General features: G+C 31.8%; 17 protein-coding genes. 13 read left to right on the top strand and 4 right to left on the bottom strand.

The genetic code is table 11. The features are described 5' to 3' along the window. The first annotated feature begins 42 nt into the window (after positions 1 to 42). The 13 genes from dnaG (at position 43) to CCO88_RS06560 (ending at position 12,078) form a co-directional block, all read left to right on the top strand. The gene (dnaG, locus tag CCO88_RS06620; protein ID WP_002839825.1) at positions 43 to 1,869 is read left to right on the top strand and encodes a DNA primase; all 1,827 of its coding nucleotides are present in this window, start codon (positions 43 to 45) and stop codon (positions 1,867 to 1,869) included. Between the two features lie 94 nt (positions 1,870 to 1,963). Continuing rightward, positions 1,964 to 2,236 carry a NifU family protein gene (locus CCO88_RS06615; RefSeq protein WP_002778869.1) on the top strand — a complete coding sequence of 91 codons (273 nt, stop codon included), beginning with the start codon at positions 1,964 to 1,966 and terminating at the stop codon, positions 2,234 to 2,236. Continuing rightward, complete coding sequence (locus tag CCO88_RS06610; RefSeq protein WP_002781959.1) at positions 2,223 to 2,780, top strand: hypothetical protein; 558 nt, start codon at positions 2,223 to 2,225, stop codon at positions 2,778 to 2,780. The genes CCO88_RS06615 and CCO88_RS06610 overlap by 14 nt, the downstream gene beginning before the upstream one ends. Continuing rightward, the gene (locus CCO88_RS06605) at positions 2,764 to 4,047 is read left to right on the top strand and encodes a UDP-N-acetylmuramoyl-L-alanyl-D-glutamate--2,6-diaminopimelate ligase (protein ID WP_002839823.1); all 1,284 of its coding nucleotides are present in this window, start codon (positions 2,764 to 2,766) and stop codon (positions 4,045 to 4,047) included. The genes CCO88_RS06610 and CCO88_RS06605 overlap by 17 nt, the downstream gene beginning before the upstream one ends. A gap of 3 nt (positions 4,048 to 4,050) precedes the next feature. Next, entirely contained in the window at positions 4,051 to 4,356 is a 306-nt protein-coding gene (locus tag CCO88_RS06600; RefSeq protein WP_002778864.1) for a YbaB/EbfC family nucleoid-associated protein, read from the top strand. Then, a complete protein-coding gene (locus CCO88_RS06595; RefSeq protein WP_002778863.1) occupies positions 4,353 to 5,444 on the top strand; it encodes a PDZ domain-containing protein in 1,092 nt (363 codons plus the stop codon). The genes CCO88_RS06600 and CCO88_RS06595 overlap by 4 nt, the downstream gene beginning before the upstream one ends. After that, positions 5,441 to 6,280, top strand: a complete 840-nt coding sequence (locus CCO88_RS06590; protein WP_002783048.1) for a polyprenyl synthetase family protein — start codon at positions 5,441 to 5,443, stop codon at positions 6,278 to 6,280. The genes CCO88_RS06595 and CCO88_RS06590 overlap by 4 nt, the downstream gene beginning before the upstream one ends. A gap of 9 nt (positions 6,281 to 6,289) precedes the next feature. Then, positions 6,290 to 8,188, top strand: a complete 1,899-nt coding sequence (tkt, locus tag CCO88_RS06585; protein ID WP_002783049.1) for a transketolase — start codon at positions 6,290 to 6,292, stop codon at positions 8,186 to 8,188. A 1-nt stretch (position 8,189) separates the two neighbouring features. Further along, positions 8,190 to 9,305: an ABC transporter permease gene (locus CCO88_RS06580; RefSeq protein WP_002781966.1), complete on the top strand. Its 1,116-nt coding sequence runs from the start codon at positions 8,190 to 8,192 to the stop codon at positions 9,303 to 9,305. Continuing rightward, on the top strand, positions 9,306 to 10,028 hold the full coding sequence (locus tag CCO88_RS06575) for an ABC transporter ATP-binding protein (RefSeq protein WP_002781968.1): 723 nt from the start codon (positions 9,306 to 9,308) through the stop codon (positions 10,026 to 10,028). A 2-nt stretch (positions 10,029 to 10,030) separates the two neighbouring features. After that, the gene (locus CCO88_RS06570; RefSeq protein WP_002781970.1) at positions 10,031 to 10,927 is read left to right on the top strand and encodes an MlaD family protein; all 897 of its coding nucleotides are present in this window, start codon (positions 10,031 to 10,033) and stop codon (positions 10,925 to 10,927) included. Continuing rightward, positions 10,924 to 11,526, top strand: coding sequence for an ABC-type transport auxiliary lipoprotein family protein (locus CCO88_RS06565; protein WP_002783050.1), 603 nt, complete (start codon positions 10,924 to 10,926; stop codon positions 11,524 to 11,526). The genes CCO88_RS06570 and CCO88_RS06565 overlap by 4 nt, the downstream gene beginning before the upstream one ends. 51 nt (positions 11,527 to 11,577) lie before the next feature. Next, complete coding sequence (locus CCO88_RS06560) at positions 11,578 to 12,078, top strand: flagellar FLiS export co-chaperone (protein WP_025443271.1); 501 nt, start codon at positions 11,578 to 11,580, stop codon at positions 12,076 to 12,078. A 288-nt stretch (positions 12,079 to 12,366) separates the two neighbouring features. On the opposite strand, the gene map is transcribed toward CCO88_RS06560, so the two are convergent. From map to CCO88_RS06540, 4 genes are all read right to left on the bottom strand, one after another. Next, positions 12,367 to 13,125, bottom strand: coding sequence for a type I methionyl aminopeptidase (gene map / locus CCO88_RS06555; protein ID WP_002799207.1), 759 nt, complete (start codon positions 13,123 to 13,125; stop codon positions 12,367 to 12,369). 9 nt (positions 13,126 to 13,134) lie between these two features. Continuing rightward, positions 13,135 to 13,878, bottom strand: a complete 744-nt coding sequence (gene murI / locus CCO88_RS06550; protein ID WP_002839821.1) for a glutamate racemase — start codon at positions 13,876 to 13,878, stop codon at positions 13,135 to 13,137. 1 nt (position 13,879) lies between these two features. Then, the gene (locus CCO88_RS06545) at positions 13,880 to 14,344 is read right to left on the bottom strand and encodes a C40 family peptidase (RefSeq protein WP_002839820.1); all 465 of its coding nucleotides are present in this window, start codon (positions 14,342 to 14,344) and stop codon (positions 13,880 to 13,882) included. Positions 14,345 to 14,352: 8 nt separating this feature from the next. Next, positions 14,353 to 15,047, bottom strand: a 695-nt coding sequence (locus CCO88_RS06540; RefSeq protein WP_002781977.1) for a Na+/H+ antiporter NhaA, incomplete at its 5' end; no start/stop codon positions are given.

Raw genomic sequence — 15,047 nt, 5'->3', positions numbered from 1 at the left:
ATTATAGCTAAATCTTTGTATAATTTTATTTAAGGTTTTAAAATGATAACTAAAGAAAGTATAGAAAATTTATCCCAAAGACTTAATATTGTTGATATTATTGAAAATTATATAGAAGTAAAAAAACAAGGTTCAAGCTTTGTTTGCGTGTGTCCTTTTCACGCGGATAAAAATCCTTCTATGCATATAAATCCCACAAAAGGATTTTATCATTGTTTTGCGTGTAAAGCAGGCGGAGATGCTTTTAAATTTGTAATGGATTACGAAAAATTAAGCTTTACTGATGCGGTTGAAAAAATTGCAAATCTTTGTAATTTTACTCTAAGTTACACCAAAGAAAAAAATGAAAATAAAAAAGAATTAAGAACTATACTGCCTAGCTTAAATGCTTATTTTAAATCCAATCTCAAACACCATAAAGAAGCTTTGGATTATCTGTATAAAAGAACGCTAAATGATCAAGATATAGCCAAATTTGAATTAGGTTTTGCAGGCTCAAGCGAAGACAGCATAAGATTGTTTCATAACGAAAAAATCCCTTTAGAAGATGCTATGAGTGTGGGTGCTTTAAAAAAGGATGAAAATAATGAATTTTATGCAAGTTTTATATGGCGTATCACTTTTCCAATTTATGATCATAAAGACTTATTGGTAGGTTTTGGGGGACGCACTTTAAATCCTAATGTTGCAGCAAAATATGTGAATTCTCCTCAAAATATATTATTTGATAAAAGTAGAATTTTTTATGCTTTTAATATAGCTAAAGAAAATATAGCCAAAAAAAAAGAAATGATAGTATGTGAAGGCTATATGGATGCTATAGCTTTTCATAAAGCAGGTTTTAACAATGCTGTAGCAGTGCTTGGAACAGCATTAACTGAAAATCATCTGCCTTTAATCCGCCGTTATGAAGCTAAAGTGATTTTATGTTTTGATAATGATGAAGCGGGATTAAATGCGGCCACTCGTTCAGCCTTTTTACTTAGTACTCATAAAATAGATGGTAAAGTAGCCCTTTTAGAAGGCGGAAAAGATCCTGCCGAACTTGTTGCTAATAATCAAAGTGCGAAACTTCACACCCTACTTGAAAAAGGGATGGATTTAGGGGAGTTTTACATTAGACGCATACTTTCAAGCTTTTCTTTAAATTCCGCCCTAGATAAACAAAAAGCTCTTGAAAATATACAAAAATACACCTTTAGCCTTGAACCCTTAGTAGCTAGTTCTTATGTAGGTTTGGTTTCAAAACTTTTAGGAGTAGATGAAAAACTCATCGTTCTTACTTCAAATCGAAAACCAAGTAAAACTATCAATTTTAACACCTCTTTCCAACAAACGCAAAATCATAATCCTAAATCCCACATCACCGAGCTTGAACTCTTAAATTATTTAAAAAACAATCCTAACATGCACGAGCTTTTTATAAAAATTACCGATATTAGATGTTTTAAACATAAAGTATTATTAGAAAAAATTTTAGAACACAAAAGCTATGAAGATAGTGATATAAGAGAATTTGAGAGTAAAAATTTTAGTAAAGATTTAAGTCAAATTGAGTTTTTATGGGGAATTTGTAAGGTTAATTTAGCCTTTTTAAATCATATTAATATCACAAATTCTTATCTTGCTTTAAAAAAACAAATTTTTACCCTTATAGAAAAAAATTTTGTCCTTCTTAGTAAAAATTTAAACGATCATGAACTTGTAGAATTTTTAAAAGAGAATTTGTTTTTACTGAAAAATGAAAAAGATGAAGAGAAACTAGAAGCTTTATTTAAAAATTTGCATAGATTTTTTTCTGCTAAAAATTTGGATATTAAAATTTTAAAAAATAATTCTGAAAATGATTACAATGAAGAACCCTTTTAAGCTTCATTTAGAAAAATAACGAAAAAACTATCCGATTTACCTTTTTTTAAACACAATCACGCTAAAGTATAGAAAAATTTATTAAGGATATATTATGATGCCTTTTAGCGATGAAGAGCTTATAAATCCTGTAAAAGCAAGTTTAGATAAAAGTATGCCTATGTTAGAACGCGATGGAGGCGGTCTTGAATTTTTAGGGATTAAAAATGGTGTGGTTTATGTTCATTTAATTGGGGCTTGCAAAGGATGCGCTTCAAGTGGAACGACATTAAAATACGGACTTGAAAGACAACTTAAAATCGATATACATCCAGAAATTACTATAGTTAATCTAAACGGTGGAGCTGAAGATTTTGCAAAATTATAAAAAACTTGGAATCGAGCATTTTTTACGCAAAGACTTTAAAACAGCAAAAATATATTTTTCTTTAGCTTATGAAAAACGCAAAAACAAACGCTTGTTTCATTTTATCACTCTTTGTGATCTAGCTTTAAAATCTCCAAAAGAAGCGTTATTACTTTTTGAATTTTATTTAGAACATTATCAAATTAAAAATATCGATAAAGATTTAGAAGAAATTTTAAGCACTATAGAGCTTAAAAATGAAAAAAATACCGATGAAACAGAAAATGAAATTCAAGAAGCTCATACTTTAAACTACAAAGATTTTCTAAAAAGTGAAGAGCAAATCGGCTTTAAAAAGAGTTTTGAAAATATTATACATAGCACAAAATTAGTCATTGATAACCGTGATGATTTTTTAGATTTTTTAGAAAAATTACTTGATAATGGCTATAAAGATATGACTTTAAACTATATAGAAAGCGTTATGCCGCACTTTTGGGCAAACGAACGCTTTATAAAACTCCAAGAAAAACTTATAGGATTTAAAAGTGAAATTAAAGCTTGATCAGTCTTTTATTACCGACAATACCTTAGAATGCGAAAAAGATTGCTATTTTTTAAAAACTGCACAAAATATGAATTTTGCTAGTGATGCCTTAGAAAAAGGTGCAAAAATCATTGATGTAGAAGAATGCAAAAAACTTTTAAAAATCGATGAAAATATCAAAATCATAGGAATTACAGGAACCAATGGCAAAACCACCACCGCAGCGGCTATTTATTCGATTTTACTTGACTTAGGTTTTAAATGTGGACTTTGTGGCACTCGTGGAGCTTTTATCAACGATGAGCAAATTGATGAAAAGTCTTTAACCACTTCGCCTATTTTAAAAACTTTAGAATACTTACAACTTGCCACACAAAAAAAATGTGATTTTTTTATTATGGAAGTTAGCTCGCATGCTTTGGTGCAAAATCGCATCGAAGGCTTGAAATTTGCAGCCAAAATTTTTACTAACATTACTCAAGATCATTTGGATTTTCATGGCAATTTTGAAAACTATAAAGCAGCAAAAGAGCTCTTTTTTACCGATGAGAGTTTAAAATTTATCAACAAAGATACTTTAATGATTAAATTTAATGTGCGCAATGCTTTTACTTATGGCATAGAAAATCCTTCTTTGTATCAAGTTAAAGCTTATTCTTTAGAAGATGGTATCAGTGCTATTGTAGCATTAAAAGATCAAAGTTTTCATATTGACTCGCCCCTACTAGGACTTTTCAATCTTTATAATCTTCTAGCCGCTAGTGCTTGTGTTAATGAACTTGTAAATCCGAATTTAAAAGACTTAGAAAAAGCTATCAGTGGCTTTGGCGGGGTTTGTGGTAGGGTTGAGCAAGTGGCTAATGGCGTAATCGTGGATTTTGCTCACACTCCTGATGGCATTGAAAAAGTACTTGATACACTCAAAAATAAAAAACTCATAGTAGTTTTTGGAGCAGGTGGAGATAGAGATAAAACCAAACGACCTTTAATGGGAAAAATCGTTGAGCATTTTGCAAAAATAGCCATTATCACAAGTGATAACCCGCGTAGCGAAGAACCTAAAGATATCATGAATGAAATTCTATCAGGCTTTCAAAACCCTGATAAAGCTTTGATGATAGAAGATAGAAAAGAAGCTATAAATAAAGCTTTAAAACTTAAAGAAAAAGACGATTTAGTAGTTATTTTAGGCAAGGGTGATGAAAATACCCAAGAAATCAAAGGGATAAAACACCCCTTTAGCGACAAAGCGATTGTGAATGAAATTTTAAAAAATCAAGGATAATAAATGTTTGAAAATATGGATTTTTCTAAGATGGGAGAACTTTTAAATCAAGTTCAAGAAAAAGCAAAAAATATAGAATTAGAGTTAGCCAATCGAGAATTTAGTGCTAAAAGTGGGGCAGGACTTGTGAAAGTCAGTGCTAATGGCAAGGGTGAGATTATCGATGTTAGCATTGATGGTTCTTTACTTGAAGATAAAGAATCTTTACAAATTTTACTCATTTCTGCTATAAATGATGTTTTAGCTATGGTAGCACAAAATCGATCAAGCTTGGCCAGTGATGTTTTAGGAGGATTTGGGAAATTATGAAATTTTTGTTTTTTTTAGTAACCTTTTTAATATCCCTAAGTGCAATCGAGCGTCCTAAATTTGAAGATTTTGCTGCAGGCTACGAAAGAAATAAAGCCAGTATGCTTAATTATGAAGGAATGCCTGCTTTTGCCTTGAGTGAAAATTTACTTGCGGTTTTAAAACAACCTAATGTCAAACTCAATAAATATGTAAAATATGATCCATTTTTAAATCTTTATCTTGTAAGAACTGATTTTAGCTTAATCCCTACACCTATGGGAGATGAAGAAAAACTTACACGCAATGATTGGATAGGAATTTGGGATCCTAATAGAGCTTATATAGGTCACATTAAATATCTTGCGCAAAATATTGATGAAAAAGATCAGCTTGATTTTTCTACCAAAGTGGGGCTTTTAGGCACTCCTTGCTGCGAAATGATGGGAATTGCTCTTAATAATAGCTCCTTTATAGGAAATCGTTACTTAAAGCATTTTATGAAATATAACGATGTATATTGGGGCGATATAGGGGTTGATTTTGCGGTGCGTGAAAATAAAATTTATGTGAATAATGTTCGAAAAAGTGGGCAATTTCTAATCAACGATGAAATCATAAGCGTAGATGGAACACTAGTTAAAGATATAAGAAAGCTAAATGAAAAAATTCTCTTTGCAGATCGTGGAAGCACACTTTATTTTCAAGTATTGCGAGATAATGTGGATTTAAATATTTCTACTGAAGTTTTTGCCAAAGATTTAAGCAAATTTAATCTCCCAAGCAATAAACCAAAACCAAAACCAACCAATTTTAGAAGCAATATAGGTCTAAGTGTAAATTCAAGTCTTATAGTTACAAAAGTAGACGCAGGCTCTAAAGCTGCTTTAGCAGGATTTATGGTAGGGGATAAAATTTTGCGCGCAAACAATGTGACACTAAAAGATTTTAAAGAACTTCAAACCCTACTTGGTACAGGAAATGATTTTAATATTTTAATCGAACGCAAAAGTGATAAACTTCCTTTATTGGGATTAAACAATGATTTAGGAGGAGTTCATTCAGGTGGAGATGGAAAATTTCAATTTTTCATAAGGCTTGTAAAGTGAAAGAACTCTTTATCAAACATTTAGAAAATCATCTACCAAAAGTTCAAAGCTTCCATCCTTTTTTTAATGAAGCTTTGGCAAAGATGCTAAAAGCAGGTGGAAAACACTTTCGTGCTCAATTACTCTTAGGAGTTGTTCAAAATAAAGCACCTCATCTTATCCCCAATGCCCTAAACGCGGCTTTGGCCTTAGAATTTATCCATACTTACTCGCTCATACACGATGATTTACCTGCTATGGATAATGCAGATTTAAGACGCGGAACGCCTACTTTGCATAAAAGCTATGATGAAACTACAGCTATTTTAGTAGGCGATGCTTTAAATACCGAAGCTTTTTTACTTCTATCTAATTTAAATTTAAAAGAAAGCATTAAAATTAATCTGATTAGAACTCTAGCTTTTAATGCAGGAATCAATGGTATGATTTTGGGTCAGGCTATTGATTGTTATTTTGAAGATAAAAAATTAAATTTAGAAGAACTTGAGTTTTTACACACACATAAAACCGCAAAACTTATAGCAGCGGCTTTAAAAATGGGCTGTGAAATTTGCGAACTCGATGAAAAAGAAAGCGAAAAAATTTATCAAATAGGTCTAAAACTTGGACTTATTTTTCAAATCAATGATGATATCATCGATGAAACAATGAGCGAAGAAGAAAGTGGAAAGCCAAGCAAACATGATGAGCATAAAAATTCTTTTGTGAATTTATTAGGACTTGAAAAGGCTATTCAAAGTAAGGAAAATTTGATTAATGAGTGTAAAAATGATCTTGATGATCTTGATGCTAATTTAGCACACATGATTAAAAGTTTAATGATTAAATATTTATAAAGGTTACAAATGGATCTATCGATATTACAAGAACAAGCAAATACTTTAAGATTTTTAAGTGCCGATATGGTACAAAAGGCTAATTCAGGCCACCCAGGTGCACCCTTGGGAATGGCTGATATTTTAACGGTTTTAAGTTATCATCTTTCTCATAATCCTAAAAACCCAACTTGGCTAAACCGCGATAGGCTTGTGTTTTCAGGCGGACATGCCAGTGCTTTGCTTTATAGCTTTTTGCATTTAAGTGGTTATGATTTAAGTTTAGATGATATTAAAAATTTCCGCCAACTTCATTCAAAAACTCCAGGCCATCCTGAAATTTCAACTCAAGGAGTAGAGATTGCTACAGGCCCATTGGGACAAGGTATAGCTAATGCTGTAGGCTTTGCTATGGCAGCTAAAAAAGCTCAAAACTTACTAGGAAAAGAATTAATCAATCACAAGGTTTATTGTCTTTGTGGAGATGGGGATTTACAAGAGGGAATTTCTTATGAAGCGTGTTCTTTAGCAGGACTTCATAAACTTGATAATTTAATCATCATCTATGATAGCAATGAAATTTCTATCGAAGGAGATGTAAGCTTAGCCTTTAATGAAGATGTAAAAATGCGTTTTGAGTCACAAGGCTTTGAAGTTTTAAGTATCGATGGACACGATTATGAAGCAATTGATAAGGCTCTAAAACAAGCTAAAGAAGCCAACAAACCTTGCCTTATCATCGCAAAAACAACCATAGCAAAAGGCGCAGGAGAGCTTGAAGGAAGTCACAAAAGCCACGGCGCACCTTTGGGTGAAGAGGCTATTAAAAAAGCCAAAGAAAAAGCAGGATTTGATCCAAATTTAAATTTTTATATACCTAAAGCAGCAAAAATTCGCTTCGAAAGTGCTGTAGAACTTGGAGATTTAGAAGAAGCTAAATGGAAAGATAAGCTCGAAAAATCAGAAAAAAAAGAACTCTTAGAAAAACTTTTAAATCCTGATTTTAGCAAGATAAATTATCCTGATTTTAAAGGCAAGGATTTAGCTACAAGAGATAGTAATGGAGAAATTTTAAATGCTCTAGCTAAAGATTTGGAAGGATTTTTAGGCGGAAGTGCGGACTTAGCCCCATCTAATAAAACCGAACTTTATGGAATGGGTGATTTTGCGGAAGGAAAAAATATTCATTTTGGTATCAGAGAACACGCTATGGCTGCGATCAATAATGCCTTTGCAAGATATGGAATTTTCTTACCTTTTTCAGCAACATTTTTTATCTTTAGCGAATATTTAAAACCCGCAGCTAGGATAGCAGCTTTAATGAAAGTCAAACATTTTTTCATTTTCACACATGATAGCATAGGCGTTGGCGAAGATGGACCAACTCATCAACCTATCGAACAACTCAGCACTTTTAGAGCTATGCCAAATTTCTTAACCTTTAGACCAGCTGATGGAGTGGAAAATGTTAAAGCTTGGCAAATAGCTTTAAATGCAGATATTCCAAGTGCTTTTGTACTTTCACGCCAAAAGCTTAAGGCTTTAAATGAACCTGTTTTTGGTGATGTAAAAAACGGGGCGTATTTACTTAAAGAAAGTAAAGATGCTAAATTTACGCTTTTAGCAAGCGGAAGTGAGGTTTCTCTTTGCTTAGAAAGTGCAAATGCATTAGAAAAACAAGGCTTTGCTTGTAATGTAATCTCCATGCCTTGTTTTGAACTCTTTGAAAAGCAAGATAAAGCTTATAAAGATAGGCTTTTACAGGGTGAAGTTATAGGGGTTGAAGCAGCACATTCTAATGAGCTTTATAAATTCTGCGATAGGGTTTATGGCATAGAAAGTTTTGGAGAAAGTGGTAAAGATAAAGATGTATTTGAGCATTTTGGTTTTAGCGTTCCACAAATTTTAAATTTCATTCTCGATAAGTAAAATGGAGGCAAATTTCAAATTTCAAAAAGAAGAAAATAAAGTTTTTATTTTTGGAATTTGGGATAAAACGAGTGTGTCTAAGATTAAAATCAAAGATCTATTGAGCCAAATTTCTCAAACAAATTGTATTTTTGATTTTAGTCAATTAAATGAAATCGATATGGCTGGAGTGAGATTTTTTCTTGCTCTAGAGCATGATTTGAAAAAAAACGATATCTTGATTTTAAAACAAGGATTAAACACACGCTTTAAAAGCCTTTTTGAGCTTTGTGAAAAAAACTATCAAAGAATTAATGAAAAACAAGAGAAAAAATTCAATTTTACAGACTTTTTTATTTCTTTAGGAATTTTAAGTTTTGATCTTTTAAAGATTTTGCAAAAATTTATTAACTTTACGGGTGCTTTTTTTACCAGTCTTTTTTTATGTATAAAAAATCCTAAAAATTTCCGCTTTATATCTTTTTTATATCATATTGAAAATTCAGCTTTTAAAGCCTTGCCTATTGTTATTTTAACCGCTCTTTTAGTCGGGGTTGTGCTTGCATATCAAGCTGCTTATCAGCTTGCACAATTTGGAGCTAATATTTTCATAGTAGATTTAGTAGGAATTTCAGCCACTAGAGAACTTGCTCCTTTAATTGCCGCGATAGTCATAGCAGGTAGAAGTGCAAGCTCTTATACGGCACAAATTGGGGTCATGAAAATCACAGATGAGATCAATGCTATGAATACCATGGGCTTTCGCTCTTTTGAATTCATCATCATTCCGCGGGTCATGGCTTTAGTTATTGCCATGCCTTTAATCGTTGCTCTAAGTGATGCGATCAGTATATTAGGAGGAATGGTAGTAGCAAAAATAAATCTTGATATATCCTTTGGAGAATTTTTAAGGCGCTTTAGGGAAGCTGTGGAAATGAAACATATCATCATAGGGCTTGCAAAAGCTCCTATTTTTGGTTTTTTAATAGGACTTATTGCTTGTTTTCGGGGATTTGAGGTTAAAAATACCACTCAAAGTATAGGAATTTATACTACAAAAAGTGTTGTAAATGCTATATTTTGGGTAATAGCATTTGATGCTTTATTTTCTGTGGTTTTAACTATAATGGAAGTTTAAATGATTATAAAAGCGCAAAATATTATCACCCGATTTGGAAATAAAGTTGTCCATGATGGAGTCAGTTTTGAAATTAACAAAAACGAAATTTTTGGGATTTTAGGAGGAAGTGGAAATGGCAAGTCTGTACTCTTAAAACAAATGCTAATGCTTGAACATTTTGATGAGGGAGAATACGAAATTTTAGGCTTTAAGCTAAAAAACATTAGCGAGGAAGATGCTTTAGCGCTGCGTAAAAAATGGGGTGTAGTATTTCAGTTTTCTGCACTCTTTAGCTTTTTTAGCGTTTATGAAAATATAGCTATCCCTCTTAAAGAATATACGAATTTAGATTCCATTGCTATAAAAGAACTGGTATTGATGAAACTCAAAATGGTCGGTTTAAATGAAGCTGTTTTAAAACAGCTTCCAAGCGAGCTAAGTGGCGGAATGCAAAAAAGAGTTGCTATTGCTAGGGCTTTGGCTCTTGATAGTAAATTACTTTTTTTAGACGAGCCTACTTCTGGACTTGATCCGCATAGTAGTCGTGAATTTGATGATTTGATACTAGAACTTAAACAAAGCTTTGATCTTAATATTGTTTTAGTAACACACGATAAAGAAAGTATGAAAAATCTGCTCGAGCGTTTTATCATCTTAGAAGATAAAAAAGTTGCCTTTTGTGGAAATTATGAGGAGCTAAGGGTGCAAAATGAAAGATTGTTTAAAAGATTTATGGAGTAAAAGTGGAAAATAAAGCAAATTATTTTTTTGTAGGGCTTTTTGTTTTTGGAGTTTTTTTTGCTAGTATTGGTTTCATGCTTTGGCTTGGAGGATACTCAAAAGAAGAAAGTTTTGAATACTATGAAATTCATACACAAGAATCTGTTGCAGGCCTTGGAATCAAAGCTCCTGTAAGGCTTTTGGGAGTAGAGATAGGAAATGTGGAAAATATCAGTATTTATGATAAAGAAAATTTAGGGGTAAATATTTTAATTAAAATCAAAAAAGGAACCCCTATAAAAGAAGATACTTTTGCAACTTTGCAATTTCAAGGCATTACAGGACTTAAATTTGTACAACTTCAAGGAGGTTCTAAAAACAGTCCAAAACTTCAAGTAAAAGGCAAAGAAGAATTTCCCGTGATTCAATTTAAAGAAGGTTTTTTTGCTGCTATAGATAGACAAAGCGAGCACATCTTTTCTTTGATAAAAAGAGCAGATGATAAATCAAAAGAGCTTTTTAGTGATAAAAATATAAAAAATTTAGAAATACTTTTAGATAATTTAGCACAACTAAGCACCACTTTAAATAAAGATTCTAAAACATTAAATCACAATATCGCAAACACTAGCTTAAAACTTGGAGAAATGGCAGAGAATGTAAGCTTAAGCGCAAAAGGTTTTAATGCAAGTTTAAAGGATATCCAAGAAGGAGCTTTAGCGCTTAGCTCTTTTGCAAAAAAAGCCAATGTTAAACTTGATTCTTACGATGACTTACGACTTTCCTTAGCAGAAAATTTAGAACTTTTGAAAAAAGTGCTTATAGAAAGCAATATCTTGATACAAAATCTACAAAAAAGTCCATCGGATTTAATTTTTAAAGAAACTAAACCCAAACTAGGACCAGGAGAAAAACAATGAAAAAATTCATATACATTACTATCTTAGCCCTTATATTTAATGGATGTTCAATTCCAACTAGCACTCTTGATAAAACGCAAAGCTTTATACTTAAAAATGATGAACTTCCTCTTCAAGCCAATTTTATTAAAAGCGATAAAATTCTTAAAATTCAAAATGCGTCCTTGCCTTTATATCTTCATTCAAGATCAATTATTTATGTGCAAAAAGGTATAAGCAAGGCTTATGCGTATCATTTTTGGGCAGATTTACCCAATAATCTTTATCAATCCTTGCTGCTATCCAAATTTGAACAAAGTCAAATCTTTAAAGCCCTGCTTTCCCAAGGAAGCTCTGTGGGAAGTGATTATATACTTGAAAGCAGGATAGATTCTTTTGAACAAGTGGTTGATGAAAATGAAAATTATGTAAGCATTTCTATTAGTATAAATTTCATCGACGCAAAAGAAAGTAAAATCATCGCTCATCGCCTGTTTTCAATCAAAGAAAGGGTTAAAAAAATAGATATTTTTGATGTCTATCAATCCTTTGAAAAAGCTTTAAATTCTCTAGGAAATGAAATAGTTTTATGGATCAATGCCACACTTGATGAAAAATAGGAACACTTTTTGCTTTTTAAACCTTTAGCAATATTTTTTGAAAGGTGTAAAATGAAAAATGAATTGGATGTTTTTAAAAAGCACTTGGGTGAAATACAAGGCGTAAGTGAGTTTAAAGCTACACAAATTTGCTCACAAATAAATGATGCAAATGATTTTATCGGTGCTCTGCAAATACTTGATTTAACGCTTAAAAAAATTGAAAAAAGTATCACAGAAAGACTTGATGAACAAAACGATGATTTACAAAAAAGAACCTTAGATGCAACAAGTTCTCAACTTATCCAAAACTGCTCTTTTATGGGTACAGCACTTTTTGGAAATATTTTTAATGTATATGTAGGTCAAAAACTTTTTGAATTTGAAATTTCAAATCCTCTTTTAGTTTTAGAAAAAGCAGGGTATGAAGGAGTTTTAGCTTATATTCAAGATAAAAGGGATGAAATTAAAGATATTTTATGCGAATTATCAAGTGCTATTACCATGGGAATAAGCATGGATAATATGAATTTTTCTGAGTCTGCAACAAACTTTAAAAATCTTTTCAGATAAGAGTTAAAACTCTTATCGCTTTAAACATACTCATTAAAATTAATCTTAAGAGGTTTTCATATTTTAGCTTAAAGAGATATTCCGCTCTTTTTCAAGCTAGGTTGAAAAAAAGGGGGAGGGAAGCAACCTAGCCTGTGAGATCTTTGAAGATCTCTTTAAACTAAATATTACATTTTTAAAATAATATTTTAATTTAAAATTACTTAAATATTTATAAAAAAATAATTTAGTAACTTAAATTATTGAAAAATTTTTGTAAAAATTTCCCAATTTTTACAAATAAAACTCTTATAAGCTAGATAAAATTTCTGCGCGCCCATTAATAATAGCCACACAATGCTCATAATGAGCACTATTAAGCTCATCCACACTTCCTGCACCCCATTTTCCATTAAAATGCTTTGGAGTTCCATCCTTTTGGCATATCATAGGTTCTATACAAAAAACCATTCCATTTTTAATTTTTGGACCACTTTTTGCGCTTGCGCCTTTTTCTAAATAATTTAAAATTTCAGGTTCTCCATGAGGTTTGCGTCCTATACCATGGCCACAATATCCACGAAGCGGAACAAAACCTCTTGAATCTATAAATTCTCCCAAAGCTGCAGAAAGCTCTTTAAAACGCATACCCTCACGAATAATATCTATAGCATGATATAAAGCGTCTTTAGCACAAGAAATCAAAGCCTCATCTGTGGATGAAATTTTACCTATAGCTATAGTACGCGCTGCATCACCATAATATCCATCAATCAAACTTCCCACATCAAGTCCTAAAATATCACCCTCTTTGATGATTTTTTCATCAGGAATTCCATGGATACAAACCTGATTTAAAGAAGTGCAAATTGCACCAGGAAAACCATAAAGCCCTTTAAATGAAGGTTTTGCTCCAAGACTTAAGATAAAATCTTCCGCCATCTTATCGATTTGCTTAAGACTCATACCCGCTTTAATCTCGTTTTCTAAAAAATCCAAAGTCTTAGCGACGATTTGATTTGCTACTCTTAATTTTTCTATTTCTGCTGGTTTTTTTAATTCTATCATTGTATTTCCTTATAAATTTAGCCAAATTTTAGCAGTATTTTCTAAAGACTTGACATCACTTGAAGCATAAAAATGTAATTTTGCTTTCTCTTCTTTTAACAAAAGTTTTTGCCTTTGTTTTAAAAACTCTACTATAGCATCTCCTGAATGAATAAGCTTTGTCTTTGAACCAAAATAAACACTCAAGGAATTTGCTAGCAAAGGAAAATGAGTACAAGCAAGTATCAAAGCATCAGGAGTTTCAATCCCTTTAAAATAATACCGCATAGCACTTTGCAACAACTCTCCTTCAAAAATACCCTCTTCAACCATAGGCACAAAAAGACCCGTAGCTAAAGCGTCTACATTATTAAAACCTTGTTTTTGCAAACGATTTTGATATTCTTTTGACTGAATTGTTGCCTTTGTGGCAATAACTAAAATTTTTTTATTTTTATCTAACAAGGCTTTTTTAGTAGCCTCAACACCCGCATCAATAACCCCATAAATAGGAAAATCAGCTTTTAATCTTAAAGCATCTAAAGCATAAGCACTAGCAGTATTGCACGCAATAATAAGCATATCGATATTAAATTTTGAAAAAAAATCCAAAGTCTCAAGACAAAATTTGACTATAGTATCTTTATCTTTAACCCCATAAGGAACGCGGGCAGTATCTCCATAATAAATAATTTCGTCAAAAAGTCTTGCCTCATAAAGTGATTTTAAAACACTAAGTCCACCTACACCACTATCAAAAACGCCTATTTTCATCTTAATATCTTCTAGCACCTATATATCGATTTTTCCAATAAGAACTATTTAAATCCACTTCTCTTACTCCACCCTTTGTAGAAAGATGGATAAATTTACCCTTACTCATATAAATTCCCACATGCATACCATTTGGTCCTCTACCTGTTTTAAAAAAAATAAGATCTCCTGTTTTTAGTTTTGATTTAGAAACTTTTATACCCGAGCGTAGTTGCTTTGTTGTAGTGCGTGGTATGCGTGTATTAAACTGAGCTAGGGTGCTTTGAGCAAAACCCGAACAATCGGCTCCTTTTTTTGTTGTTCCGCCTAAAACATAAGGAGTTTTTTTCCATTCATTAGCAATCATTCTTAATCTTGTTTCTTTATCAACATTATAATTTGTTGGGGTATGACTTGCATTTTGAGCTAAACTGCATCCACCTATATAAAAAGCAATCACAACAAGAAAGAAAATAACAAATCTCATAAATTTCCTTAAGGACGCGTGGTAAAAAATTTAAGATAAATAAAACCCCAAATCCCAGAACAAAATGAAGCAATCAAAATAGCAAGATTATCTGCATAATTAAAAATATCGCTAACTTCATACGCCAAGCCATCGATAAACAAACTCATTGTAAAACCAATTCCTGTAAGTATACAAACCCCATAAAGTTGTTTCAAATTTGAACCTTGGGGCAAGGCTGCAAATTTAAAGCGGATTGCCAAATAAGAAAACAAAAATACACCCACTTGTTTACCCACAAAAAGCCCCAAGAAAATACCTATACTTACACCTGAAAAAATTGCTCCTATATCGATATTGGATAAATTTACTCCAGCGTTAGCAAAAGCAAATAAAGGCAAGATAACAAAAGCGAGCCAAAATTTTAGACTTTCATAGATTTCTTCTAAAAATGCTTCTCCATTTTTAGTTTGCATCGGTATAAAAAATGCTGTAATAATTCCAGCTAAAGTTGCATGCACACCACTTTTTAAAACACTAATCCAAAGAATAACTGAGCAAATAAAATAAAAAGACTTTCTTGTTATTCCTAAAATATTTAAAATCAACATCATAAAAATAGCAATACCCACAACTACGAAAGCAGCCACAGAAAGCTTGGTTGTATAAAAAATCGCAATAATTAAAATAGCACCCACATCATCAAAAATAGCTAAAGAAAGTA

It is taken from the genome of Campylobacter coli LMG 9860 (genome assembly GCF_000254135.1).
Classification (GTDB): Bacteria; Campylobacterota; Campylobacteria; order Campylobacterales; family Campylobacteraceae; genus Campylobacter_D; species Campylobacter_D coli.
Note: the sequence above shows the minus strand (reverse complement) of the source record. Positions and strands in the feature narration are given on the sequence as shown.